Origin of the sequence: Desmospora activa DSM 45169 (assembly GCF_003046315.1) — a bacterium.
GTDB lineage: Bacteria > Bacillota > Bacilli > Thermoactinomycetales > DSM-45169 > Desmospora > Desmospora activa.
Window position 1 is genome coordinate 1,061,609 of sequence record NZ_PZZP01000001.1, and the last position, 23,756, is coordinate 1,085,364.

Below are 23,756 nucleotides of genomic sequence, written 5' to 3' on the forward strand. Positions count from 1 at the left end.
GCTTTCTTGAAGTGAATATGTATAAGGGGGCGATCGCGATCCGTTCCCGATCGATTTAATCCATGAAGGAGGAATGTTCGTCATGAGTGTCGCTTTGTCGGCCTATAAAAAACCGAACACAGCTGGGAGTTTGGTTCAATACCACGACCGCTATGACAATTTTATCGGAGGTGAGTGGGTGGCGCCGGTCAACGGCGAGTATTTTGACAATCCCTCCCCTATCGATGGTCAGGTGTTCATGCAAGTGGCGCGTTCCAAGAAGGAAGATATCGATCTGGCGGTAAAAAAAGCGCATCAAGCGCGAGAAGCCTGGGAACGGACATCGGTAGCGGAACGAAGCCGGATTTTGCTTCAGATCGCGGATCGCCTCGAGGAGAATCAAGAGAGGCTGGCGTTGTCTGAAACCTGGGACAACGGGAAACCGATTCGAGAAGCCTTGGCTGCTGATTTGCCCTTGGCGATCGATCATTTTCGCTATTTTGCCGGGGTGATTCGTGGGGAAGAAGGCGGCGTGTCTGAGATTGACGCTCAAACGGTTTCTATGCATATCAAGGAACCGATCGGTGTGGTGGGGCAGATTATCCCATGGAATTTCCCTTTGTTGATGGCGGCATGGAAGTTGGCTCCCGCTTTGGCTGCCGGAAATTGTGTTGTGTTGAAGCCGGCGGAACAGACACCGGCGACGATTCTCTTGTTTGCGGAGTTGGTGGCTGATTTGCTGCCACCGGGTGTGTTTAACGTCGTCAACGGCTTTGGTCCGGAGGCGGGGCAACCGTTGGCTACGCATCCCGATGTGGGTAAAATCGCCTTTACCGGGGAAACCACCACTGGGCGGCTGATTATGCAGTTTGCTTCTGAAAACATTAAGCCGGTCACATTGGAGCTGGGCGGAAAATCCCCCAATATCTTTACCGAAAGCGTGTGGCGGGAGCGGGATGCGTTTGTAGAGAAAGCGTTGGAAGGGTTTACGATGTTTGCCCTCAACCAAGGGGAAGTTTGTACCTGTCCTTCCCGCGCCTTAATTCAGGAGTCTATTTATGACGATTTTATGGCAACGGTACTGCAGCGGGTAGAAAAAATTAAGCTGGGTGACCCCCTCCATCCGGAAACGATGATGGGCGCACAAGCCTCCCAGGATCAATTTGAGAAAATCATGAGTTATATCGATATCGGCAAGCAAGAGGGAGCCAAGGTGTTAATCGGCGGCGAAGCGTATGCTAACCCGGATTATGAGAACGGTTTTTATGTAAAGCCGACGATTTTTGAAGGACACAACCGCATGCGGGTATTCCAGGAGGAGATCTTTGGCCCTGTTGTTTCCGTCACTTCCTTTAAGGATGAAGCGGAGTTGGTGGAAATCGCCAATGATACCCTCTACGGGTTGGGAGCGGGACTGTGGACCCGCGATATGCATCAGGCGTATACCATTGCCCGCCAGATTGAGGCAGGGCGGGTGTGGGTCAATTGCTACCATCAATATCCCGCCCATGCTGCCTTTGGCGGATATAAGCTGTCCGGTATTGGGCGCGAAACTCATAAAATGATGCTGGACCATTACCAACAGACGAAAAATCTGTTTATTTCCTATGATAAAAATCCGGTGGGATTGTTTTAACCCGTAGGAGGGATCCGATGAAACCGGTGCCGCGCGTTCTCGTCACGGATGAGGCGAGGGGCGTGATTGATACGTTGCGACGGGAGCATGGGGAGTTGATGTTTCACCAAAGCGGAGGGTGTTGCGACGGCTCTTCACCGATGTGCTATCGCAAGGGGGAGTTTCGTATCGGCAGCAGTGATTTGCTGTTGGGAGAAATCCATGGATGCCCCTTTTATATCTCTCGCTCCCAGTATGAGTATTGGAAACATACCCAGCTGACGGTGGATATCACACCGGGTAGGGGGGCATCCTTTTCCCTGGAGATCCCGTTGGGAGTCCGCTTTCTGCTGCGCTCACGCCCCTTTACATCCCAGGAGCGGGAATGGTTGGAGACGGTAGAAACGGGGTAGGAGTGAAAATTGGGTTAAAGAGCATCGCTTGACTCTACTGAAACAGTACGTAACCAGGACAAATGAGTAAGCCAGCATCCAATGTGTAGTTGGATGCTGGCGCTCTTTTGTAAATAAAGTGATTATCTGATCAACTACTCGTATGGATGATATCTTTGTGAACGGAATAAACCACAGGTCCGTTCAGTGGCAAGCCAGCTTATTTTTCAACTATAGGGATGAAAGCATGTACCAGACGGAGGAGGATTCCTCTGCTGCAAGACTGGTCTGTTGTCAAACCAACCAAAACATCAACAGGGGAAGGGTAATCACACTAAGGCTGGTACTGATCAGGGTGGCGCTGGAGACAAAATCCGCATCCGTCTGAAATTGCAATGCCAACAGGGTGGTGTTGGCTGCGGTGGGCATGGCGGCGATCAAAATCATAATCTGCTTTAACATGGGCTCTACCGGCAGCAGGAGGGTAATGACCAATGCGATTGCGGGAGAGACCAGCATCTTGAGCGAAAGGGAATAGGAGAGCTTTTCCAACTTTAATTTGCGAATCGAGATCTGAGCCAATTGCATTCCCAGCACAATCATAATGATGGGGATGGTGGCGTTTGCGACCAAGTCTACTGCCTGTAGAATTGGTTCCGATAAGGGGACGCCCAACCAGGTGAAAGCGAGACCGACCAATACCCCGTAAGCGACAGGAACCCGGCGGACGGCGGTAAGAGCGGAACGGACTCCACCTCCTTCAGGACTGCCTTTGGCAGCGTAGTACACACCCATTGTACTCATCAACAGGGCTTGCACCACCATCAAGAAGACGGCATAATCCAACCCTTCATTCCCAAATACAAACAAAACCAAGGGAACGCCGTAGTTGCCGCCGTTCATAAAGACAGAGGCCAAGATCATCCCGCAGGTTTCGGGGGTGTTATACCCTTTTGCCCGACCGATCAGTGTCGTCAGAAGTACCAGGGAAAGGAAAAGCCCCATGCAGTAGAGGAACATATACAGGTGGGTCCATTGTAATTCGATTCCGTAAAACGTGCGGAATACCAGCACCGGTGACAACAGATAGAGCGCCATGGTGGACAGGTTGCGTACATCGAAGCCGATGGTCTTCTGTCCGATATAGCCGATGCCAAAGATCAAAAAAATGGGAAGTAAAATGCCAAGGAACTCCACGGTCCTGCTCCTTTCAAAAATAGGTCTCTTTTATTATCCACCTTCTGTCAAGGTGAGAGGAGAATGGAGAATCGATCGCTTGATGAAAAAATAAAGGGAAGGGAGCGGCACGGCAGGAAACGGGCTGTTTTCGTAGAAAAATGGATAGAAAACAGAAATCTCAATATTTAATCCATTGTAAGCTGCGAGGAGGGAATTGTATGGTTGGAGTACGACGGACGGTTGCCATTCTGTTGTCCATCGGCTTAATGCTTACTCTTCTGTGGAATCCGGTACAGGTGGAAGGAAATGCAGGCAAAGGGGTGTCTATTTCCAAATTGGTTCAGTCGATGACGTTGGAAGAAAAGATTGGACAGATGACGATGGTCGGCTTTTACGGTTCAGAACCGACAGAGGAGATTCGCCGTTTAATACAGGATACCCATGCGGGCAATGTGATTCTGTTCGCCTATTCGGATAATGTGGTTACTCCAGAACAGACGGCCCGTCTCAATAACGGTTTGCAAGAATTGGCTGAGGATACCCGGCTGGGGCTGCCGCTTTTGATCTCCACGGATCAGGAGGGGGGAGTGGTGGCCCGCATGACCACAGGAGCGACGGAGTTGCCTGGAAATATGGCGTTGGCCGCCAGCCGGGAGCAATCCGGGGCGGAGGAAGCAGCAGCTCTGACGGCGGAGGAGCTAAGGGCTGTCGGTATCAATATGAATCTGGCGCCTGTAGTGGATGTCAATGTGAATCCGTCCAATCCAGTGATCGGAGTACGTTCGTTTGCGGAAGATCCAGCATTGGTATCCCAATTTGGAGAGCAAGCGATTCGCGGGTATCAGAAAAACGGAGTGGTGGCGACAGCGAAACATTTTCCAGGCCATGGTGATACCGATGTCGACTCCCATCTGGGTTTGCCGGTGATTGAAAAAAGCCGCGAAGAGTTGGAACAAGTTGAATTTGTCCCCTTTCGCCATGCGATAAAAGCGGGCACCGATGCGATTATGACTGCTCATATTCACGTTCCCGCCTTGGATGATACGCCTGATCTGCCGGCGACATTGTCTAAGCCGATCTTAACCGATCTGTTGCGGGGGGAGATGAAGTACAAGGGTTTGATCATCACCGATGCCATGGATATGGAAGGGGTGGCTGATTACTTTGGCGGTGTGGAAGAAGCGGCGGTAAAAGCGGTGGATGCCGGGGTGGATATTGTCTTGTTAACGCCGGCGATATCGATCGAGGAACAGATCGGAGTGATGGATTCGATCGGTGATGCGGTAAAAAGCGGCGATATTTCGGAAAAACGGATTGATGAATCAGTGACACGCATCCTAAAAGCAAAGAAAAAATACGGACTTTTCCACGATCGCTATGTTGATGTTGGGCAGGTTCCCCAGCGGGTGGGAACGCCGGAACATCAAGAGCAAGCGCTTGAGTTGGCCCGACGCTCCATCACGTTGGTTAAAAATGAAGAAGGGCTACTTCCTTTGCAGTTGGATTCGTCGGAGCGTTTAGGGGTAATCAGTCCGTTTTCGCTGCGGGAGTTTGTAGAGCCATATCATACCAATATGGAAGAGCAGCGACTTCAAGGCGTTAACCCAACGGATGCAGAGATCCAACAGGCCATACAGCTGGCGGAAAAAAGCGATCGATTGGTGGTGGGAACCCATTCCTCCCATTTGTATCCCCAACAGCAAAAGCTCGTACAGGAATTGGAGAAGCTGGAAAAGCCGCTGGTGGTGATCGCTTTTCGCAATCCCTATGACATTCGCGACTTTCCCGATGTAGACGCCTATTTAACCACCTACGGCTATCGCTCGGTCTCGTTGCAAGCGGCGGTGGAGACGATATTTGGCACCAATCATCCCCAGGGGAAACTGCCGGTTACCATTCCCGATCGCTATCCCTATGGGCATGGATTAAAATATTAAAAATAAACGAGATAACAACCCGGATCAATGATTCGGGTTGTTTTGATTTGAGATGAAAGACATGGTTCAATCGTTTATGATGAGTGTGTGCCAACTTCAATAGAACGGAGAGGAGAGAGGAAGGCACGATTATCCCGTGTGGCTTAAGATGGAGAAAAAAGACCATAATCATCGATTTGAGCAAACGGTCGATGTCTGCAAGCGCTTTTGGAAAGATGATCGGATCGGATGAACTTGATGTGATGATAGGGGGAATAAACATCCCTCCCTCGTCTGACGCTTGATATCGAAAGCTAGGTTTTCTCGCTCGCAAAGATATAAAGGGGTGAGCGTATGCGCGTGTTGGTAACGGGAGGGACGGGTTTTTTAGGGCGTCATTTGGTACATGCATTAGTGGAACGAGGACATCAGGTAACTGTATTGTATCGTTCCGAGAAGCGGCTGCATCATCTGCCCAAGGATGTACAAACCATTCGAGGAGATGTCAAGGATGCCGACAGTATACAAGGATGTGCCCGCGGACATGAGGTTGTGTTTCATTTAGCAGGTGAGGTGGCCTGGGGTCGGCGGCTGCGTCGCCGCATGTTGGAAGGACATCTAGTGGGAACGCGCCATCTGATCGCAGAGGCAAAACGGGCAGAGGTGGCTCGGTTCATCCTAACCAGCTCTGCGGCGGCGGTGGGTTTTTCTGATGATGGGACACCGTTGGATGAGTATGCTCCCTTTAATGGTGATCGGTTGAATATTGGATACGCCATCGCCAAACGAAAAGCGGAAGAAGAAGTTTTGCGAGAAGCGGATGCAGGATTTCCCGGATTATGTGTCAATCCGTCGGTGATTGTAGGGCCGCGCTCCCCTTCTTTTTTATCTCGGGTGGCACAGGGACGATTGCGGTTGGCACCGGCGGGAGGCGTAAATTTGGTCGATGTGCGCGATGTAGTTGAGGGACATCTGTTGGCGATGGAAAAAGGGAAGCCTGGTACGCGGACGATTTTGGCCGGTACCAATCTTCCGTTGGTGGATGTCTTTCAACAGATCCAACATCTGGCTGGAGGGGAGGTCAATGTCCGGCCGCTTTCCCGCTCCTATGCCCGCTTGGTTGCGATCGTTGCAGAGATGGCCTCGTGGATAAATGGACGGGATGCTGCCTTGGCCTGGGATTTAGCCACGCTGACCAATCGTTATGCCTATTATGATGCAACCGAGGCCAAACAGCAGTGGGGATGGCAAGCACGTCCGTTGCAGGAGACGCTATCTTGGGCTCTGGCACAAACCGGTGATAACGATAAACAAGCTCGCCCTCGCTAAAATGATTATGCTATTATGACAAAGGTGGTAGTTTAATTTCTCATCCGCGAATGCTGAAAAGATACGAGTATCTTTTTCAATGTGATAGGCGGACAAGTGGGTGAAAAAATGACAACATGGCGATGCATCCATACAGGGATGAGCGATAGTGCTTGGAATATGGCGGTGGACGAAGCGATATTGATTGCTCATAGCGAGGGGGTTGTGCCGCCGACGGTTCGATTTTACGGCTGGAATCCACCGACACTCTCCATCGGTTATTTTCAGAGAGCCCGCCGGGAGGTGGCGTTGGAACGTGTCGCCGCACGTGGGTTAGGCTTTGTGCGCCGTGCGACGGGTGGCAGAGCAGTACTACACGATCAAGAGGTTACTTATAGTGTGATCGTATCGGAGAGCTATCCGGGAATGCCTACCTCTGTGACGGAATCTTATCGCGTGATCAGTGCGGGATTATTGGAGGGCTTCCGGGAGTTGAAAATGCAAGCAGAGATGGTTCCGCTGGAGAGTGAAGAGGAAAAAGTCAAATACGCCTCCATGGGTTCGGCTGCTTGTTTTGATTCTCCTTCCAACTATGAATTGGTAGTGGAAGGGAGAAAAGTGGCGGGAAGTGCTCAAACCCGTCAAAAAGGCGTGATTTTACAGCACGGTTCCATTTTGTTGGATCTGGATGTCGATTTACTGTTTGATGTGCTTCAATTTCCTTCTGATCGGGTCAGGGAACGGATGAAAAGAGGATTTTTGCAGAAAGCGGTCGCCATTAACCAGTTACGGCCTGATCCGGTTACATACGAAAAAGCGGTGGATGCATTTACAACCGGGTTTGCCAAGGGTATGAACATCCAACTCATACCTGGGGAGTTAAGTGCGCGTGAGTTGGATTTGGCCCACCAATTGGCGGCATCCCGCTACGGCCGAGAGGAATGGAATCTGAAAAAATAGTGCTTCTTGAAAAGGCTATCACCTCCGATACTGTTTTCATTGGGGGTGATTTGTTGTGGAATAAAATTTTAGTCTTTAGCAGGAATGAAGGGAAACAAAATCGTATTCAATAGAAAATGGCATTTATTCAAAGAGATATTGGGAACATGGTTTCTTTCATTGATTTTTATTTTTCTTTTATCGATTTGCTGATGGAATTAGAATAACGGGGCGAATAACATCACTATCCACTGTTTTCCTGTAGGTAAAAGGGATGAGGGACATGGGGAAGAATTTATCTTTTTGCTGAGAAGGCATTGTCGAAAAATCGCGGTCTGTGTCATAATGAAGTTGGTGTGGTCAGGATAAAGATGCCAACTTCTCTCTTTTAATAGGGATGATGGATATGTAATGCTACTTGATTCGTCGCAGCTTTTGGTTAGGAGGAAAGCTACATGAGTATGAGGAAAGGCCGGTATTATGAGCGGTACCAGGTGGAGGACGTTCTGACGTTTTTCTCCGGACAGCTGGTGTCCGCCAAGTCACCGGATGGCGCACGGGTCTTTCTTCAGGAGATTACCCTAAGCAAACCGCTACCGCCGGGTGCTAAGGAGATCTTGACCAACCTGGAGAATGAGCACTTGGCTCCGATTTTAGATGTGATGGAAGAAAAAGAGCGAATTGTGCTGGTTCACCCTCCGATGGGAGGAGAGCCTTTATCCCTCCTTGTGCAACCACGGCGTGGTATGGAACCCAGTCAAGCTTTAACCGTTTACCGTCGTTTGCTCCGTACGGCCATCAATTTGTCGGAGCTTCCCATTCCTTTATATACGACTCTTGATTCCCGTAATATCATTATTGAAGGCAATCGTCCATATGTTCTTTTTATTAGTTTTGAAAAGTTTACCAAACGGCAAGCGGATGAAAAATGGCGCTATCTGCTCCATTTTTTGTTGAATGGGTTCCGGATGGAGAGTCGACCGGAAAATCCTGAAGGGGATCGAAGTATTCGTGAGCTACCTGATGCACTGAAAAAACTGGTTATTATGGCAATGGACCCCGAAAATTCGATGCAAGATGTACTAGACGCCGCTGAAAAGACCGTTCTTCCTAAACAACAGAAAAAAATGGCCACCGATAAGCGCGGCAATACGCGAGTCATCGTCTACTCCGGCGTTGTGGCGGCTGTGGTGATTACCGGTATTATTGTGGGTAACCAGTTCACCAATACCCCAGCTCAAGCAGAACATGAGCAGAAGATACAGGAGGAACTGGATAAGCCCGGTAATACGGTTTTGTTTAAGGATGTCGTATTTCAACGGCTACAATCGCTTCCGGAGAAGTTGCCTCCATCGTTGGAAGGACCCTTTCTCGTTCAGGGAGAACTGGTACAAAACGAAGCGAATCCGTTCAAGTTTTATGTGTCCTCGCAAGACCTTGAATCTGATTTTGGCCTTGAGGTGGATGACAAAGGGCAACTCATTTTATTCCAGTATATCAATGGTGAAACGAAAGAGTTGGCCAATTCCGGGGATGAGTTTTCGATTGATCCCAAGAAGGAGTATGGGGTAGAGATCCTGTATGTTCCCGAAGATTCCTTCCGTGTTGCGGTGACCGATCAGAAAACAGAAGAAAAGTGGGTATCGGTCGGTCCTGTGCCGACACCTTCCACATTTAATGTCGTTGTTGAAGGAAGTAAAGGGACTGCATTTAAAAATCCCAGTGTGGCCAAGGTGGAAGAGAAGCAAGAAGCGATCTCCGGGTGGATGGAGAAACAACCTTGGATGTTGCAACAGGGAACCGGGATTCTGCGCAAAGGTCAAATTGATTTAGCAGGTGATACCCGGATCCATCTGGAAAAGAACATCGATTCGTTTGTATTAACACGCCCCAAGGGATTTGACGATGATCCGATTCGGATGCGATTGGACGCTGTCGATGGTACCTCTTATCAATTTATCTGGATGAAAAACGGTCAGATGGAATTGGAGAAAACGGGATATGAAACGGAAAAGCTGGACATCCAATACTTTGGTCCCAGCTGGGTACCCGATGAGGAGACCAGGATCTCGATTGTGAGCGGTTCCGAGGAATTTGGGATTATCGTGGAACAGGGATCCAAAATTGTCTCATTGGGAACAAATGTTGAATCCCCGGTTAAAATCGACAACATCATTATCGAAAACCAATCGTGGATTCGATTGATCGATAAGTAATAAAAAATAACAAAAATCCCTGTCATTATGGACAGGGATTTTTGTTTGGATGGAGATTGTGTGATGAGCTAAATCTGATGCTCAAAAGCGGCTTGCAAGCGGCGCACGAGATTCCCTGGCGTGCTGTCCCCTACAGGTGTGCCGTCAATCTCGATAACAGGAGTGATCTCCATGGTGGTACTGGTGATAAATACCTCATCCGCCCTGTGCAGATCTTGTAAGGTAAATGCTTCTTCCTTTACAGGGATGCCCATGTCTGCTGCCAACTCCAGTACGACTTGGCGGGTGATTCCGTGAAGAATCAAGTTATTGGCGGGATGTGTAAATAGTTGTCCATCCTTAGCCAGAAAGACATTGGTGGAGCTACCCTCTGTTACCGTTTCATCCCGGTGCAGGATGGATTCCTGGCAGCCATGTTCTTTTGCTTTTTGCTTTGCAAGGACGGCACCCAGCAGATTAAGGCTTTTAATATCGCAACGCAACCATCGAATATCCGGTTGTGTCATGGTACGTATTCCGTTTTGTAGATGGTTGAGGGGACGTTCCGCTTCCACTGTGTATGCGACGATGACAGAGTGGCTCTCTTCTGGAAACGGGTGTGAGCGGGGAGCGACCCCCCTACTGGTTTGCAGGTAGACGGTACCGTCGGCTAGTTGATTCGTCTGCACCAACTCCTGCAGCAATTGACTTAAGCGTTCTAAATTGTAAGGAAGTTGTAAGCTGATTTCATCGGCGCTTCGTTGAAAGCGATCGAGGTGGTCTTGCAGGCGAAAGGCTTTCCCATTGTAAACCCGGATAACTTCATAGATACCGTCACCAAATTGGTAGCCCCGGTCTTCAATGTCGACTTGGGCGTTTTCCCGCTTTGTCAGTTGGTCATGAAACAAGATCATTTCAACGTTGCCTCCCACTAATAGGATTGATCCAATTGTGACGCATTCTCTTTCACTTGGCAAGTTGAAATTGCCTAATTCCCAATCGGACCTTCACAGGGTCTTTCCATGTTTTTAACTGGATTACCAGACAAGCCTTAAAAGCAAGTCCGGAAAAAGGTTGTGTGACTGGCAGAATTGCTCCGTATTTCCCCAGGCGGCCCGGATCGGTCCCGTTCGATAAAATTCAAATTTTATTCCATATATGGTAGTGGTATAATATATTGGAACCTACATGTTGTGATTAATGATGCATCCAATAGAATGTCCATCACCGTTTAATCGCAATAACAACGGGGCATGAGGGGGAGTAAGGATTGAAAATCGAGCGTTATTTTACGCAAAAAGGTCAAGATCCCTTTGAGTCGGTGACGTATGTGAGACGGGATTGTCGCATTACCAATCCCGATGGAACGGTTGTCTTTGAGATGACGGGAGCAGAGATACCGGAAAACTGGTCGCAAGTGGCGGCGGATATCATGATTTCTAAGTATTTTCGCAAAGCAGGTGTTCCGCAATTTGACGAGAATGGCCAACCGCTGTTTGATGAAGCGGGTAATCCTATCACCGGCCCGGAACGAAGTGCGAAGCAAGTGATTCATCGCTTAGCGGGCTGTTGGCGGGAATGGGGGGAGCAGGCGGGATATTTCGATACCCCGGAAGATGGACAAGCCTTTTATGATGAGTTGGTTTATATGTTGCTGCACCAGATGGCGGCCCCCAATTCCCCGCAGTGGTTTAATACGGGATTGGCTTATGCCTATGGCATTACCGGTAAGCCTCAGGGGCATTACTATGTCGATTCAAAAACCGAAGAGTTAAAAAAAGGAAAAGACGCCTATAGCCGTCCTCAGCCCCATGCTTGTTTTATTCAATCGGTGGAGGATGATCTGGTCAACGAAAACGGCATTATGGATTTATGGGTGCGGGAAGCGCGTCTATTTAAATACGGCAGCGGCACTGGCACCAATTTTTCCAATATCCGCGGCAAAGGGGAACCCCTTTCCGGTGGCGGGACCTCCTCCGGTCTGTTGTCCTTTCTCAAAATCGGGGATCGGGCGGCGGGAGCGATTAAATCCGGTGGTACGACCCGCCGTGCAGCCAAGATGGTAACATTGGATCTGGACCATCCCGATGTGGAAGAGTTTATCAACTGGAAATCGCAAGAGGAAAAGAAAGTGCGCGCCTTGATTGCGGCGGGCTATGATCCTTCCTTCAATGGTGAGGCTTATGAGACGATCTCCGGTCAAAACTCCAATAATTCCGTGCGCGCACCCAATCAATTTTTTAAGGTGTTGGACGCTGACGGTGGATGGGATTTAAAACGACGGACCGACGGCAAAACAGCCAAAACGATACCTGCCCGTGAGCTATGGCGTCAGATCAGCTCAGCGGCATGGGAGTGCGCTGATCCTGGCTTGCAATACGACGGCACTATCAACGAGTGGCATACCTCTCCTGCGGGAATAGATGGGCAGTTTGGCGCGCGCCACAACCGTATCAACGCGTCTAATCCGTGTAGCGAATATATGTTCCTGGACAATACCGCCTGCAATCTGGCCTCCCTCAATCTGATCAAGTTTTTTGATGCGGACAAGAGCCGTTTTGATATTCCCGCGTTGAAACATGCCTCTCGTCTATGGACGATTGTGCTGGAAATCTCCGTGTTGATGGCGCAGTATCCTTCCAAGGAGATTGCGCAGCTCTCGTATGAGTATCGTACCTTAGGGCTGGGGTATGCCAATATCGGCACCGTGCTGATGGTCTCCGGTATTCCTTACGATTCAGAGCGGGCATTGGCAGTGACAGGGGCGGTGACGGCGATTATGACGGGTACCGCTTATGCCGCCTCAGCGGAAATGGCGAAGGAGTTGGGTGTATTTAAGGCGTTTCCCACCAATCGGGAGCATATGTTGCGGGTGATTCGCAACCATCGTCGCGCCGCTTACCATGTGCGGTCGGAAGAGTATGAAGGCTTGATGATTAAACCGATGGGCATTCACCCGACTCATTGCCCACCGGATCTGCTGGAGGCGGCACGGCAAAGTTGGGACGAGGCTTTAGAGCTGGGGGAACGATACGGGTATCGCAACGCTCAGACGACGCTGTTGGCGCCTACCGGCACGATTGGATTGTTGATGGATTGTGATACTACCGGGGTGGAGCCGGATTTTGCCTTGGTTAAATTTAAAAAGCTGGCTGGTGGCGGCTACTTTAAAATCGCCAACCAATCGATCCGGCCCGCTCTCAAAAATTTGGGCTACAATCCGGAGGAAATCGCCGATATTCTCGCTTATGTCACTGGAACCCTTACTTTGGACGGTGCTCCTCACATCAATCGGGAAAGCCTGAAGCAAAAAGGACTGACTGATGAGGAGATGGATCGGATCGAGGAGAGCTTGCCCTCGGTGTTTGAGTTGCCTTTTGCCTTTAACCGCTGGACCCTTGGTGAGGAGTGTTTGCAGCGACTCGGCTTTACACCGGAGCAGTATCAGGCGCCGAACTTCAATTTCTTGCGGGTGATCGGTTTTACCCGTTCCCAGATCGAAGAAGCGGGCGATGTGATCTGTGGTTTGATGACGACGGAAGGGGCTCCTCATTTAAAGGAAGAGCATTATCCGGTATTTGACACCGCCAATCCCTGTGGAAAACGAGGGAAACGGTATATCCACTACATGGGCCACCTGCGTATGATGGCGGCAGCGCAGCCGTTTTTGAGCGGAGCCATTTCTAAAACGATCAATATGCCTCATGAATCGACGGTGGAAGATATTGAGCACGCCTATTATGAAGGGTGGCAATTAGGGCTGAAAGCGGTGGCTCTATACCGAGATGGCTCTAAGAGTTCACAACCCCTCAATGCCCGTGGCGACGATCAAGGGGATGACGAGGAGACGGAAGCCGCTGAAAAGCCGGCGGAGAAAGCGGATGCCCATATGGTAGCAGCCACGGCGCAGCTAAAAGAGATTTACGCCAGCGGTCATGTTCCCAGCGTTCGCCGCCGTCTTCCCAGCAAACGGGAAGGGATCACACAGGAAGCTCGGATCGCCGGTCATAAGATTTTTGTACGGACCGGTGAGTATGAGGACGGCACCCTTGGCGAGATTTTTATCGATATGCATAAGGCGGGCAGTACGATGCGGGGGATGGTGGATGCCTTTGCTGTGGCGGTCTCGCTAGGATTGCAGCACGGGGTTCCCTTGGAGAAATATGTGAAGTCGATGACCTTTACCCGCTTTGAACCGGCGGGAACAGTCAACCATGCCAACATCAAAATGGCCACCTCGGTTGTGGACTATGTTTTCCGGCTGCTGGGAATGGAATATCTCGGACGGACCGATTTTGTCCAAGTTCCACCGAAACAGGAGGAACTCCGCCTTCACGCCAATCGTTGGAAGCGGGAAAACGAACAAGCGCAGCAAGAGGAAGAGCAGGCAAAAGCGCCGGAGCATGCCAATTCCGAAGTGGAACAAGCTTACCAGGAGATGTCGGGTGGTCACGAGGCACCCCAGGATAACTTGGAGGCGATCCGAGCCAGCAGTGGAGCCCCCCTCTGTATTGATTGCGGGGGTATGACCAAACGAAACGGATCTTGTTACGTTTGTCTCGATTGCGGCGCAACCACTGGTTGTTCCTGAGAAGTTAGTTAAATAGTGATATTGTCATAAAAAGATTGGACTGCACCCCTTTTCGAAGACACAGGAAAAACCCTGTGGATCTACGAATACAAAAGGGGTGTTTTTTATAGAGGAGTGAGTGAGATGCGTATCGACGAGGATGATACCGAGCTGGACGTTAGCGGATGCCTGTGGTACCAGGGCGAATCGTTTACCAGAGAAGTTACGGAAACCGCGTTCGATGGTACCCTTGTCTCAATATATACGTATTTTGCTGGATATCTTGATGGCCCGTAAGGGAAGGGTACCCTACAGTACAGATACGATTGGGACGAAACCGGAAAGCTCATCTCCAAGGAATAAGGCTGATCGAGGAAGTGGCTTGGTTTCTTCGACCTGAGAACGGTTGTCGATCTACCATCCGCACCAATCAAACTATCCCGGCACACTTTTAGAACTACGATTCATATACAGGTGCTATCACCGCATAGCAGAAGGTGTTCTCCAATATGCACGTCAAATTCCACAATCTGAGTGAAGGAAGGATTATATGACTAACCCCAGCAAAAATGCAGTTGCCAATCGTATTCGTAACCGTTTCCAGGCGGCGATCGATGCCGGAATTAAGCCTGAGTCCGTCTCTGGTTCATCTGACAGCGAGATCGACTCAATGGCGCATGATCAGGGCGTCCACCGAGTTCCGGCAGCGGTTCGCGAAGTGCTTCGCCTGATCGGTCGCAAACCCGGACTGTGGCTGGCCGGGAGTACTTTTGGAACGAAGAGCGTTCGCAGCAAGGAGAAGAACTACGCCACACTCATACTGGCGAGGTTCGACCACAGCGTCGGGGATGCGGCCGAAATGCTCGTCCTTACGAGCCATGGCAGTTACGAGTACCAGTTTATCGACGGCGTGGACCTCGAACTTGATGACCCACCAGTGTGGAGGGTAGTTGAGGGCTCTGAGGCAGCACGGACCTGGTCGAGTGTGACGGAGTGGTTTAACGACATCACTCCGGACGTGGCCGCTTATAAGGAACGGCTTGAGATCCTGCGCGAAATGGGAGAACGGTGTCTTCCTCCCTGGGCGGAAGACATTCGCCTGGACTGAGGTTGGAGGGATATTACTAGATATTACAAATTCGATCGTGCCGAGCGAATATAACAATGCCTACGATTTTGCCGAAAGATGAAGAAACTTGACTTGAAAGGAGCCCTTCGCTTATGAACCAGATCAAACGGCACGATCCCGATGCGGAGAACGCAAAGGTTCGAGAAGGCAGGCTAGCAAAGTCCATAGAGCGGAACCTCGCTAAAGCTACTGATTATCCGGGCATGCTGAAATTGACTCAGCAAAACGCCCTGTTGCGCACCTGTTTCCGGCTCCTTCGATCCGACGGGGAAGTCTGCCGAGTCCCAAGACGTGCTTGCTCTTGCCGATGCCGCTGGCAGTGCCTTCTTCGCCGCTGCAAAGTTCCTTCCGGGGAAGAATTTCAGTTCACGGTGCGCGAGCGGATGACGCTGAAGGCGACGGGATCTACGTCCGATCACGAGGTCGTTGTGTGGCTGGAAAGCTTGTGGGCTTGTCTGATTTCCCGGAACGAACCTGCCACCGATGAACTCTGCAAATTTCCCGTGAACTCGCTTCGCACGATCGACGGCACGTATGCACCCTTCGTCTATAGTTGGGCCGAAGCCGTCCTTTCTTTCTGCCTTCGCGAGGATGCCGCCCTTTCCAAACTCAACGCTGCGCTTTCCGCTACCGCGCCGGACAAAGTCGACCGGGATCTGCTCAATATCGCACTGCAGATCTACTACCCACAGATGAAAGTGCTGCACCACCTCGCCACACACAACGTCGACGAGTTCAACAAAGCCCTCGCGCAAGCCGTCGATCTGCATCGGGAATTTTGGACGGTCGATCAGTATCGTGCAACTGACCCCGACGGCTATTTCTCATTACCCCTGACAGCGATGGCCGCCATTGCACACGACATCGGGATGGCTGTCACTGTGGAATCTGAATATCTTCCTGCCCGTTTCATTATAGGTGAGGGTTTTAAGAGATCTGCAGTTGAAAACAATCGTCTTAGGCAATCTGGACAATGAAACCCAGCAACTTTTCGCTGGAAGGTGAGAATGATGATGCGCATCAGTCGCGATGAAACGATGATAGCGAAGGAGGATTATACCAACGTGATCCAACGCGAACGATATTCAGAAGTTCACCGGGTAGCAGGAAACGCCCAGCAGCGAAAACAAAGCGACGATCTGAGTAGGAGGGAGGGTTCTAATTGTTACGTGTAAGCGAAGATGATCTCGATAGTGAACCGTACGGCCCTATGTTGTATCAGGGTAAACGTTTTACAGGCGTGGCCGAGGATCGGCTCCCCGATGGAACGATGAACTCCGCCACTCCATATGTAAACGGCTGGCAGGAAGGACCCGATTATGAATGGTACCCGGATGGAACGTTGAAGGCAGTAGGATACTACCACAAAGACATCCCAGTAGGTGTGCACTGCACTTGGAGGCCCGATGGTACCCTCGCTCGTGAAATTGAGTTTACTGACGGTGGCCGTATCCTTCGACGTCGCGGCTTTGACCGTAAGGGTAACGTATGTTGGGAAGATGGCGGTTGAGCTTTCCGGTGTTCGGGTGGACCTGAGTCTCTCCAGTATCCCAAGGTTAATATGAAAGGCGACCGAGCCAGCAGTGGAGCCCCCCTCTGTATTGATTGCGGGGGTATGACCAAACGAAACGGATCTTGTTACGTTTGTCTCGATTGCGGTGCAACCACTGGTTGTTCTTGATTAGTCGGATATCTCAAAAAACCTGCCACCACTTGGTGACAGGTTTTTGCTTTTACTTTTCGGATAGGTTAGCGGTTTTGGCCAGTACCGCTCGGATGGTCGTATAGGAAACCGTATCGGGCAAGGATTCTTTAAGTGGGGTTAGGCGGGTGCCTCCTACCTTTTGGATGGCTGCTATCACCATTTCTTCCTGGCCTGCTGGGATGAGGCGATTCCAGTCGACGGGATATCCTTCGGCGCAAGCGCGAACGAGATGGCTTTCAAGGGTAGAAGGAGCTAATCCCCGTTCGCGGCTGATCTCATCCAGCGATTTTTCTTCCTCTTGCCATCGGCGCCAGGTGAGAAGATAGCTGGGCTCTTTGTCATCGTTATCGTTTGTAGTGGTGGACGCCGTTTCAATCATTGCGACCCCGGTGAGGGGCAATCCCTCTTGCTCAGCGTATTCCCGGATTACCTGTAAAAACGCATCGCCATATTTGTCGTGTTTTTGGAGGCTCATCCCTTTGACAGTCAGCAATGTATCCCGATCACCCGGAAGAATGCGAGCCATCTCCGTCAAGGTGCCGTCGGAGAAGATCATATACGGAGGAATTTGTTCGCGTTGGGACAGTTGTAGACGCAGATTCCACAGTTTTTCAAACAGCTCTTTTTTGACGGAGGCTTGCGGTTTTTTCTCCTGCTTGACTCGAAGTAAGACAGAGCGCTTTCCTTTCAATACTTCAGCAGCAACGGGAGTGAGGGTGAGACGGGGGAACTCTTCATCGGTAATGTGAAGGTATCCTTCGGCTGCCAATACATGAATACGGTGTGTGATCGCTTTTTCCGTCCAATTTTGCAATAAACCGTATGTAGGAAGACGGTCTAACTTTAGCTCTTTTACCCGTTTGTTCCGCGAGCCCTTTAACACCTTGGCCGTCATGGAAACACCGAATCGTTCCCGCATCCGGCGGACGCAGGATAAGATCTTTTGGGCTTCTAAGGTGATGTCTTGCTGTTCCCCTTGATTGGCGCAGTTGGAACAGCGCTTGCAGGAAATGGCGGTATAATCGCCGAAGTGATGGGCTAACATTTGTTGCAGACAGCGTTGGGTATGGCAATATTGGCGCATCTGCTGTAATTTTCGCCGTTCCCGTTCCTTGAGCTCAGCGGTGAGAGTGTTGCTTTCAATCAAAAATGATTGCGTCCGTACATCGGAAGGGGAGAACAGCAATATGCAGTCGGCAGCTTCCCCGTCCCTACCGGCACGTCCCGCTTCCTGATAATAGGATTCTAGATTGCCGGGCATCTGCCAATGGATGACGAAGCGGACATTGGATTTATCGATGCCCATGCCGAAGGCGTTGGTCGCCACCATCACCTGTAAGCGGTCAAAAGCGAACGCTTCCTGGGCTTGGTGCCGCTCCTCTTCTGTCAGTCCGGCATGATACTTTCCCGCTTGAAATCCCCGTTCTACCAAGAATCGGTGAACCTGATCCGTCTCCTTTCGAGTGGCACAGTAAATAATTCCCGGCTGTCCTGGACGTTTCGATAGATAACGGGTGACATAATCGCGCCGGTCTACTCCGTGTTTAACGGAAAAGGTCAGGTTGTCCCGGGTTAAGGGAGCGATAAAAATATGGTCGGGGTCAAACCGGAGCAGATTGGTAATATCATTCCTTACTTCCTGGGTGGCGGTAGCGGTGAAAGCGGCAACAACCGGCCTTTGGGGCAAATGGCGAACCCAATGGGCTACCGAGCGGTAACTGGGTCGAAAGTCGTGCCCCCATTGGGAGATGCAGTGGGCTTCATCGATGGTAACTAAGGAGAGCGGAATTGACTCCAACATCGAGCGAAATCCTTCCATCTCCAAGCGTTCCGGTGCAAGGTAGAGCAGTTTGTATTTTCCCCGGGCCGCTGCCTGTAGCCGTTTTTTCATTTCAGCAAAGGAGAGGCTGCTGTTAATGGTGGTGGCTGCGATGCCGCTCTCATGCAGTTGATCCACCTGATCTTTCATCAGCGAAATAAGGGGAGATACCACCAATGACAGCCCGTCCATCATTAGAGCTGGAATTTGGTAACAGATGGATTTGCCGGCTCCAGTCGGCATTATGGCAAAGGTGTCGTGACCGGCCAAAATGCTGTTGACCACCGTCTCTTGCCCTGGGCGAAAAGCGTTGTGGCCGTAGTGTCGCTTCAAGATTTCCAGTGGTTTCAACGGTCATCCCCTTTCCCTCGTCTATTTGGCAGGGTTGATTGTCGAAGGCTGTCGGATTCATTATAACGAATGATGGAAATAATGGCCATAAAAATCCGCCGGGTGTCATCCGGCGGGAGGAAAACATTCTAAAATGGTTGCCGCAACAACAGCAGCAATCGCTTGGTGCCCGCGATTGTTGGGATGGATCGGTTTAGATCCCAACAGGGGGACATCGGAGAGAGAGCCGGTGCGAAAACCATCGATCCACTGCGGTTCCTGCCCTAGAAAAAGATCGTGTAAATCTACCAGTGGGATCCCCCAGTTATCAGCGGTACCTGCAATCTGCCGGTTAAAAGCATCGATCCAGTTTGCAGCAAAAGGAGAACGGGGAAAGGGATTATACTGGTTGAGGAAAAATACGGGAACCGGGGTAAGTTGACGGATGTGGGTAATGATCCGATGCAGGTTGGCTCGATACGAGAGCAAGGTTGAGGTGAGAACAGCCGGTCTCTGAGTCAAACGAAACGCGAGAAAAGCGCGTAAGAGATCGTTTCCTCCAATCAGGATGGAGATAACTTGAGCCTGGCGAATCCAAGCGCGTAGGCGCGGTGAGAGAGTGGTCCAGGCCAAAACTTCTCTGCTGATCGCTCCTTTTCGTGCTGCACGCAACAGCTTCAAGGGAACGCCGGTATTCTTTAACGACCGAACCGCGAGAGGGGCGTATCCCTGGCCGGGAGAGGCACCAACTCCGACCGTGATGGAATCGCCAATCGCGAGGTAATAGGAATGTCGCATAATTGTTCTCCTGATCCATTGAAAGTGGTATTCTAATGTATGCGTGATTCAAGAGAGAAGGTAGGGCCCTCACCCGAGGAATCAGTGGTTGTGGGAACTTGAGGGCATGGTTGAAGGAGGGGGGATGCATTTTGACCATCTATGCCATTAGCGATCTTCATCTTTCTTTTAACAAACCGGTTGAACTATATGGAATTGATCTGGAACGGGATGTAGACAAGCCGATGGATGTCTTCGGATGGAAGCGCCATTTTGACCGTGTCCGCGATCACTGGTTGGAGACGGTAACAGCGACGGATACGGTGTTGATTCCGGGAGATATCAGCTGGGCGTTGCGCTTGGATCGAGCGGTGTATGATTTTAATTGGATCAACCAACTGCCGGGAAAAAAGGTGCTATCCCCTGGTAATCACTGTTATTACGCCCAGAGCAAGAAAAAAGTGCGTCAACATCTTCCGGTAGAAATGACTTGGATTGATGCCGATTATACATTGGTGGAGGATTATGTTGTGGCTGCAACACGGGGGTGGAATTTACCCGGTGACAAAGGGTGGAATGAAGAGGAGGACCGCAAAATTTATGAGCGACAAGCGGGACGACTGCGGCTGGCATTAGAGGCGGCGGCTCATGATCACCCCGATAAGGAGCGGCTGGTGATGCTCCATTATCCGCCGGTCACCCCACGGGTTTCCACATCGGCGTTTATGGATCTGCTGCGGGAATTTCAAGTGAAACTGTGCGTATACGGTCATTTGCATGGGCGGTCCCACCATGACGCGATTGAAGGGTTGGTTGATGGGGTGCAGTTGCAATTGGTTTCCTGTGATTACCTCGATTTTAAGCCGCTTCCACTTTCGTTATATGATTAAATTATTTTCCACAGAAGAAGCCCTCCGTTTGTTAATCATACAAATGGAGGGCTTTTATGATATAGAAGAAATTTCGCTGTAAAATGATTGATTCATTCCCCCAATCTGGGGTCCTTTGCCGGTCTGTCTTAGATGAGGGAGATTGTTAGAGTGGAATGATTCATCATATTAGGAGACGGCTGCCGCTTTTACTAACTGACCACTCTCAATCAATTGTGCCGCCTGCTCAATATCCGGTTGTCCAGGCCGATCGTTTACGAGCGGAGGGATATGTTTTCGAATTAGGCGGTAGGCAGGAACGGTACCTGCTCCCATCTGCCGGTCGGAAAACTCCAGCCCTTGTGCAGCGGTGATCCACTCGATAGCCAAGACGCGGGTTACATTGTCCAAGATGCGCAACAGCTTCCTGGCTGCAATGGAACCCATGCTGACATGATCCTCTTGGTTGGCGGATGAAGGGATCGAGTCGACGGAAGCTGGATGGGCCAATCCTTTGTTTTCCGATACCAACGCCGCTGCCACATATTGTAGAATCATATAACCGGAATGAAGGCCCCCTTTTTGCGTTAAAAACGGAGGCAGTCCGCTCAACTGTGGATTGAGCAAGCGCTCGCTCCGCCGTTCTGAAATATTGGCGATTTCCGCCATGGCGATTCCCAGATAGTCGGCGGCTAGGGCCAAGGGTTGGCCATGAAAGTTTCCACCTGACAGAATCAAGTTTTCATCGGTGAAGAGCAAAGGATTATCAGTCACAGCATTTAACTCGCGGATTACAATCGCTTCCACATGTTCATATGCATCGCGGGAAGCACCGTGTACTTGCGGGATACAACGCAGGCTGTACGCGTCTTGGACCCGTTTTTCACCGGGGCGTGTGAGACAGTGGCTACCATGAAGCAAGGCACGCATATGGGCGGCTACCTGTAGCTGCCCCATTTGTCCCCGGGCTTGGTGCAATAGCGGGTGAAGAGCATCCGGAATCCCCCCTAAAGCCTCCATTGTCATTGCACTGATGATATCGGCGCTGATTAGAAGGTTTTCCGCTTTACGAATGGCGAGGGCACAGATGCTGGCCATCATTTGCGTTCCATTGATTAGGGCTAGCCCCTCTTTGGCAGCCAGGGTGATCGGGGCATGTCCTCGTTGATCTAATACTGTTCGTGCACCCATCCGTTGACCGCGGTAGGAAACTTCCCCTTCACCGATCAAGGGAAGAATCATATGGGCCAACGGAGCCAGATCTCCGCTTGCCCCCAGTGAACCTTGACTGGGAATGACAGGGTGGATCCCGTCGTTGAGCAGGAGAATCAAGGCGTTTACCGTCGATGGGCGAATACCGGAATATCCTCGTGCCAGTGCGTTGGCGCGCAAAACCATCATTCCCCGCACAATCTCCTCGGATAAAGGCTCCCCTACACCACAGGCGTGGCTTTTGATCAGATTGTGTTGTAACTCTTCCGATTGTTCCCGGTCGATGACTGTATCGCTAAACTTACCGAAACCGGTGGTAATCCCATAAATCACGTCACCGCGAGCCACTGCTCCATCCACCAGCCTGCGGCTGCGTTCCATCGCTGTAATAGCGGTGGGGGCCAATTGTACGGGGCGGCGGTGAAATACGACCTGTTCCCACTCTTCCAGGGTAAGACTGTGTCCGTCGAGCCATACAGGTGAATCCATCATAGTAGTACGTTCCCCCTTTATCGAAGAAAAGAATGCAAACAAAAGGGACCGGTTTAAAACCGGTCCCTGTTTTTGCTCGCTGGGATGAACTCTTTTGGTGGCGATTGCGACATGGTGACCCCTCCGATGTTAAACATGTGTCCAAGAATCTACCGTCGATCAGCATAGAATGATCGCAAAAAGCGTTGAAAAATAAAATGAAACGAGGCGAAGGAAATGAGTTGTTCCAAACGCAACATTTTGTCTAACGGAAACTTTACCAAAGGTTTGGCACCATGGCGGGGCAGAAAGATCCGTCTGGTTCCCAACCCGCTCAAAAAGGGAGATACCTCTTTGGCGATGCGTGGCAACAGTATATTATACCAAAATGTGCGGACCAATGTTCGACCGGGATGTGTCTATAATCTACGCTTCCGGATTTTTAACAATCGACCTTCGGTGAAGCCACCCCGACTGTTTGCCACCGTGTCGTACCTAGACGGAAGGAAGCGTCTCCTGCGTTCCACCCCTGTTTTGGTAGAACCGCCACATCCCGCTATTCCCCAGTTTACCTCATTTTTCACGATTGTACCTCCCGGTCCTGCCGCTACTCGTTTTATATCCGTTGTATTTTCTCTCAATCGCGGTTCGTTGTTAATCGATTATATCTCAATATCAGCGCGAAATGTTTAAAATCCAATCAGGATTTCACCCTTGCCGTTTTACGGGACTCTGCCTATACTGAGAAGGGAGCAGATTGGGAAGCTGTAATGCCCCCTTATATGGAGGAGTCCAATGATGAAAAAAATCATTTCAATGGCCGTCCTCGCTTTTTTTGTATTGTTAACCGCTTGTTCACAGCAGGGTGACGACAATATTGACGGGGCGAAGGAACGAGTGTTTCCTGACTTTGTGGAATCGTCTCCGGTGAAACATGTGAAAGAGGCTTATGCCTACGCTGCCGATCACCCCCAGGATTTGGACCATATTCCTTGCTATTGCGGTTGCGGCTCCATCGGACACAAAAGTGTAAAAAGCTGTTTTTTACGTTCTGGCTCCGGTGAAGAGGCAAGCTTCGACCCTCATGGAGCCGGATGTGAAATTTGTGTGCAAATCGTTCTCGATACCAAGAATGGAAAGCAGGAGGGTAAACCTCTCCATGAAATCCGACAAGAGATCGATCAACGCTACGGAGAGAGGTTAACACCGACAAACACTCCGGAGCCACCGGCGGGAATGTGACGATTTAGCAGGATGAGGTTTGCCCTGATCGCAGGGAGACTGGTATATCGCATTCTTTTTCAGAGAAGAATGGAAACCAGTCGGAGCGCTGGGATCGCTTTTTTGACGT

At 50.6% G+C, this 23,756-nt stretch carries 19 protein-coding genes; 14 read left to right on the forward strand and 5 right to left on the reverse strand.

Features of this window, described 5'->3' with window-relative positions; all coding sequences use genetic code 11:
* Positions 1-82 precede the first annotated feature (82 nt).
* Together C8J48_RS05225 and C8J48_RS05230 are read left to right on the forward strand one after the other, a co-directional pair.
* Positions 83-1,615 (forward strand): aldehyde dehydrogenase family protein, encoded by a 1,533-nt coding sequence (locus C8J48_RS05225; RefSeq protein WP_107725285.1) that lies wholly within the window; start codon positions 83-85, stop codon positions 1,613-1,615.
* Between the two features lie 17 nt (positions 1,616-1,632).
* Positions 1,633-2,007 carry a DUF779 domain-containing protein gene (locus C8J48_RS05230; protein WP_107725286.1) on the forward strand — a complete coding sequence of 125 codons (375 nt, stop codon included), beginning with the start codon at positions 1,633-1,635 and terminating at the stop codon, positions 2,005-2,007.
* A 273-nt stretch (positions 2,008-2,280) separates the two neighbouring features.
* On the opposite strand, the gene C8J48_RS05235 is transcribed toward C8J48_RS05230, so the two are convergent.
* Complete coding sequence (locus C8J48_RS05235) at positions 2,281-3,183, reverse strand: AEC family transporter (RefSeq protein ID WP_107725287.1); 903 nt, start codon at positions 3,181-3,183, stop codon at positions 2,281-2,283.
* 200 nt (positions 3,184-3,383) lie between these two features.
* Between C8J48_RS05235 and nagZ the strand changes: the two genes are divergently transcribed.
* From nagZ to C8J48_RS05255, 4 genes are all read left to right on the forward strand, one after another.
* Positions 3,384-5,102, forward strand: coding sequence for a beta-N-acetylhexosaminidase (nagZ, locus tag C8J48_RS05240; RefSeq protein ID WP_170105185.1), 1,719 nt, complete (start codon positions 3,384-3,386; stop codon positions 5,100-5,102).
* Positions 5,103-5,435: 333 nt separating this feature from the next.
* Complete coding sequence (locus tag C8J48_RS05245; RefSeq protein ID WP_107725289.1) at positions 5,436-6,410, forward strand: NAD-dependent epimerase/dehydratase family protein; 975 nt, start codon at positions 5,436-5,438, stop codon at positions 6,408-6,410.
* Between the two features lie 108 nt (positions 6,411-6,518).
* Complete coding sequence (locus C8J48_RS05250; protein ID WP_107725290.1) at positions 6,519-7,349, forward strand: lipoate--protein ligase family protein; 831 nt, start codon at positions 6,519-6,521, stop codon at positions 7,347-7,349.
* Between the two features lie 434 nt (positions 7,350-7,783).
* A complete protein-coding gene (locus C8J48_RS05255; protein WP_107725291.1) occupies positions 7,784-9,544 on the forward strand; it encodes a hypothetical protein in 1,761 nt (586 codons plus the stop codon).
* 68 nt (positions 9,545-9,612) lie between these two features.
* Here the strand turns inward: C8J48_RS05255 and dat are convergent, their stop codons facing one another.
* Positions 9,613-10,437 (reverse strand): D-amino-acid transaminase, encoded by an 825-nt coding sequence (dat, locus tag C8J48_RS05260; RefSeq protein WP_107725292.1) that lies wholly within the window; start codon positions 10,435-10,437, stop codon positions 9,613-9,615.
* A 356-nt stretch (positions 10,438-10,793) separates the two neighbouring features.
* On the opposite strand from dat, the gene C8J48_RS05265 reads away from it, so the two are divergent.
* The 5 genes from C8J48_RS05265 to C8J48_RS05280 all read left to right on the forward strand — a co-directional run bounded on the left by C8J48_RS05265 (position 10,794) and on the right by C8J48_RS05280 (position 16,732).
* Positions 10,794-14,114, forward strand: a complete 3,321-nt coding sequence (locus C8J48_RS05265; protein WP_107725293.1) for a vitamin B12-dependent ribonucleotide reductase — start codon at positions 10,794-10,796, stop codon at positions 14,112-14,114.
* 529 nt (positions 14,115-14,643) lie between these two features.
* Positions 14,644-15,201 carry a hypothetical protein gene (locus C8J48_RS05270; RefSeq protein ID WP_107725294.1) on the forward strand — a complete coding sequence of 186 codons (558 nt, stop codon included), beginning with the start codon at positions 14,644-14,646 and terminating at the stop codon, positions 15,199-15,201.
* A gap of 113 nt (positions 15,202-15,314) precedes the next feature.
* Positions 15,315-16,199, forward strand: a complete 885-nt coding sequence (locus tag C8J48_RS05275) for an immunity 49 family protein (protein WP_107725295.1) — start codon at positions 15,315-15,317, stop codon at positions 16,197-16,199.
* Positions 16,200-16,232: 33 nt separating this feature from the next.
* Positions 16,233-16,397, forward strand: a complete 165-nt coding sequence (locus C8J48_RS18660) for a hypothetical protein (protein WP_170105187.1) — start codon at positions 16,233-16,235, stop codon at positions 16,395-16,397.
* Positions 16,385-16,732 (forward strand): toxin-antitoxin system YwqK family antitoxin, encoded by a 348-nt coding sequence (locus tag C8J48_RS05280; protein WP_107725296.1) that lies wholly within the window; start codon positions 16,385-16,387, stop codon positions 16,730-16,732. Before C8J48_RS18660 ends, C8J48_RS05280 begins: the two co-directional genes overlap by 13 nt.
* Before the next feature lie 223 nt (positions 16,733-16,955).
* On the opposite strand, the gene recQ is transcribed toward C8J48_RS05280, so the two are convergent.
* Together recQ and C8J48_RS05290 are read right to left on the reverse strand one after the other, a co-directional pair.
* The gene (recQ, locus tag C8J48_RS05285; RefSeq protein WP_107725297.1) at positions 16,956-19,097 is read right to left on the reverse strand and encodes a DNA helicase RecQ; all 2,142 of its coding nucleotides are present in this window, start codon (positions 19,095-19,097) and stop codon (positions 16,956-16,958) included.
* A 105-nt stretch (positions 19,098-19,202) separates the two neighbouring features.
* Complete coding sequence (locus tag C8J48_RS05290; RefSeq protein ID WP_107725298.1) at positions 19,203-19,874, reverse strand: SGNH/GDSL hydrolase family protein; 672 nt, start codon at positions 19,872-19,874, stop codon at positions 19,203-19,205.
* 131 nt (positions 19,875-20,005) lie between these two features.
* On the opposite strand from C8J48_RS05290, the gene C8J48_RS05295 reads away from it, so the two are divergent.
* Positions 20,006-20,743 carry a metallophosphoesterase gene (locus tag C8J48_RS05295; protein ID WP_170105189.1) on the forward strand — a complete coding sequence of 246 codons (738 nt, stop codon included), beginning with the start codon at positions 20,006-20,008 and terminating at the stop codon, positions 20,741-20,743.
* Positions 20,744-20,911: 168 nt separating this feature from the next.
* Here the strand turns inward: C8J48_RS05295 and hutH are convergent, their stop codons facing one another.
* Positions 20,912-22,426 (reverse strand): histidine ammonia-lyase, encoded by a 1,515-nt coding sequence (gene hutH / locus C8J48_RS05300; RefSeq protein WP_107725300.1) that lies wholly within the window; start codon positions 22,424-22,426, stop codon positions 20,912-20,914.
* 216 nt (positions 22,427-22,642) lie between these two features.
* Between hutH and C8J48_RS18515 the strand changes: the two genes are divergently transcribed.
* Both C8J48_RS18515 and C8J48_RS05305 read left to right on the forward strand, forming a co-directional pair.
* On the forward strand, positions 22,643-23,098 hold the full coding sequence (locus tag C8J48_RS18515; RefSeq protein ID WP_146160450.1) for a hypothetical protein: 456 nt from the start codon (positions 22,643-22,645) through the stop codon (positions 23,096-23,098).
* Positions 23,099-23,203: 105 nt separating this feature from the next.
* Positions 23,204-23,647 carry a PCYCGC motif-containing (lipo)protein gene (locus tag C8J48_RS05305; protein WP_170105191.1) on the forward strand — a complete coding sequence of 148 codons (444 nt, stop codon included), beginning with the start codon at positions 23,204-23,206 and terminating at the stop codon, positions 23,645-23,647.
* Positions 23,648-23,756: the final 109 nt, after the last annotated feature.

Excerpts from the sequence above, each read along its gene's own strand:
- C8J48_RS05225 (WP_107725285.1), top strand. The coding sequence starts at position 83 with ATGAGTGTCGCTTTGTCGGCCTATAAAAAACCGAACACAGCTGGGAGT.
- C8J48_RS05230 (WP_107725286.1), top strand. The coding sequence starts at position 1,633 with ATGAAACCGGTGCCGCGCGTTCTCGTCACGGATGAGGCGAGGGGCGTG.
- nagZ (WP_170105185.1), top strand. The coding sequence starts at position 3,384 with ATGGTTGGAGTACGACGGACGGTTGCCATTCTGTTGTCCATCGGCTTA.
- C8J48_RS05245 (WP_107725289.1), top strand. The coding sequence starts at position 5,436 with ATGCGCGTGTTGGTAACGGGAGGGACGGGTTTTTTAGGGCGTCATTTG.
- C8J48_RS05250 (WP_107725290.1), top strand. The coding sequence starts at position 6,519 with ATGACAACATGGCGATGCATCCATACAGGGATGAGCGATAGTGCTTGG.
- C8J48_RS05255 (WP_107725291.1), top strand. The coding sequence starts at position 7,784 with ATGAGTATGAGGAAAGGCCGGTATTATGAGCGGTACCAGGTGGAGGAC.
- dat (WP_107725292.1), bottom strand. The coding sequence starts at position 10,437 with ATGATCTTGTTTCATGACCAACTGACAAAGCGGGAAAACGCCCAAGTC.
- C8J48_RS05270 (WP_107725294.1), top strand. The coding sequence starts at position 14,644 with ATGACTAACCCCAGCAAAAATGCAGTTGCCAATCGTATTCGTAACCGT.
- C8J48_RS05275 (WP_107725295.1), top strand. The coding sequence starts at position 15,315 with ATGAACCAGATCAAACGGCACGATCCCGATGCGGAGAACGCAAAGGTT.
- C8J48_RS18660 (WP_170105187.1), top strand. The coding sequence starts at position 16,233 with ATGATGCGCATCAGTCGCGATGAAACGATGATAGCGAAGGAGGATTAT.
- C8J48_RS05290 (WP_107725298.1), bottom strand. The coding sequence starts at position 19,874 with ATGCGACATTCCTATTACCTCGCGATTGGCGATTCCATCACGGTCGGA.
- hutH (WP_107725300.1), bottom strand. The coding sequence starts at position 22,426 with ATGATGGATTCACCTGTATGGCTCGACGGACACAGTCTTACCCTGGAA.
- C8J48_RS18515 (WP_146160450.1), top strand. The coding sequence starts at position 22,643 with ATGAGTTGTTCCAAACGCAACATTTTGTCTAACGGAAACTTTACCAAA.
- C8J48_RS05305 (WP_170105191.1), top strand. The coding sequence starts at position 23,204 with ATGAAAAAAATCATTTCAATGGCCGTCCTCGCTTTTTTTGTATTGTTA.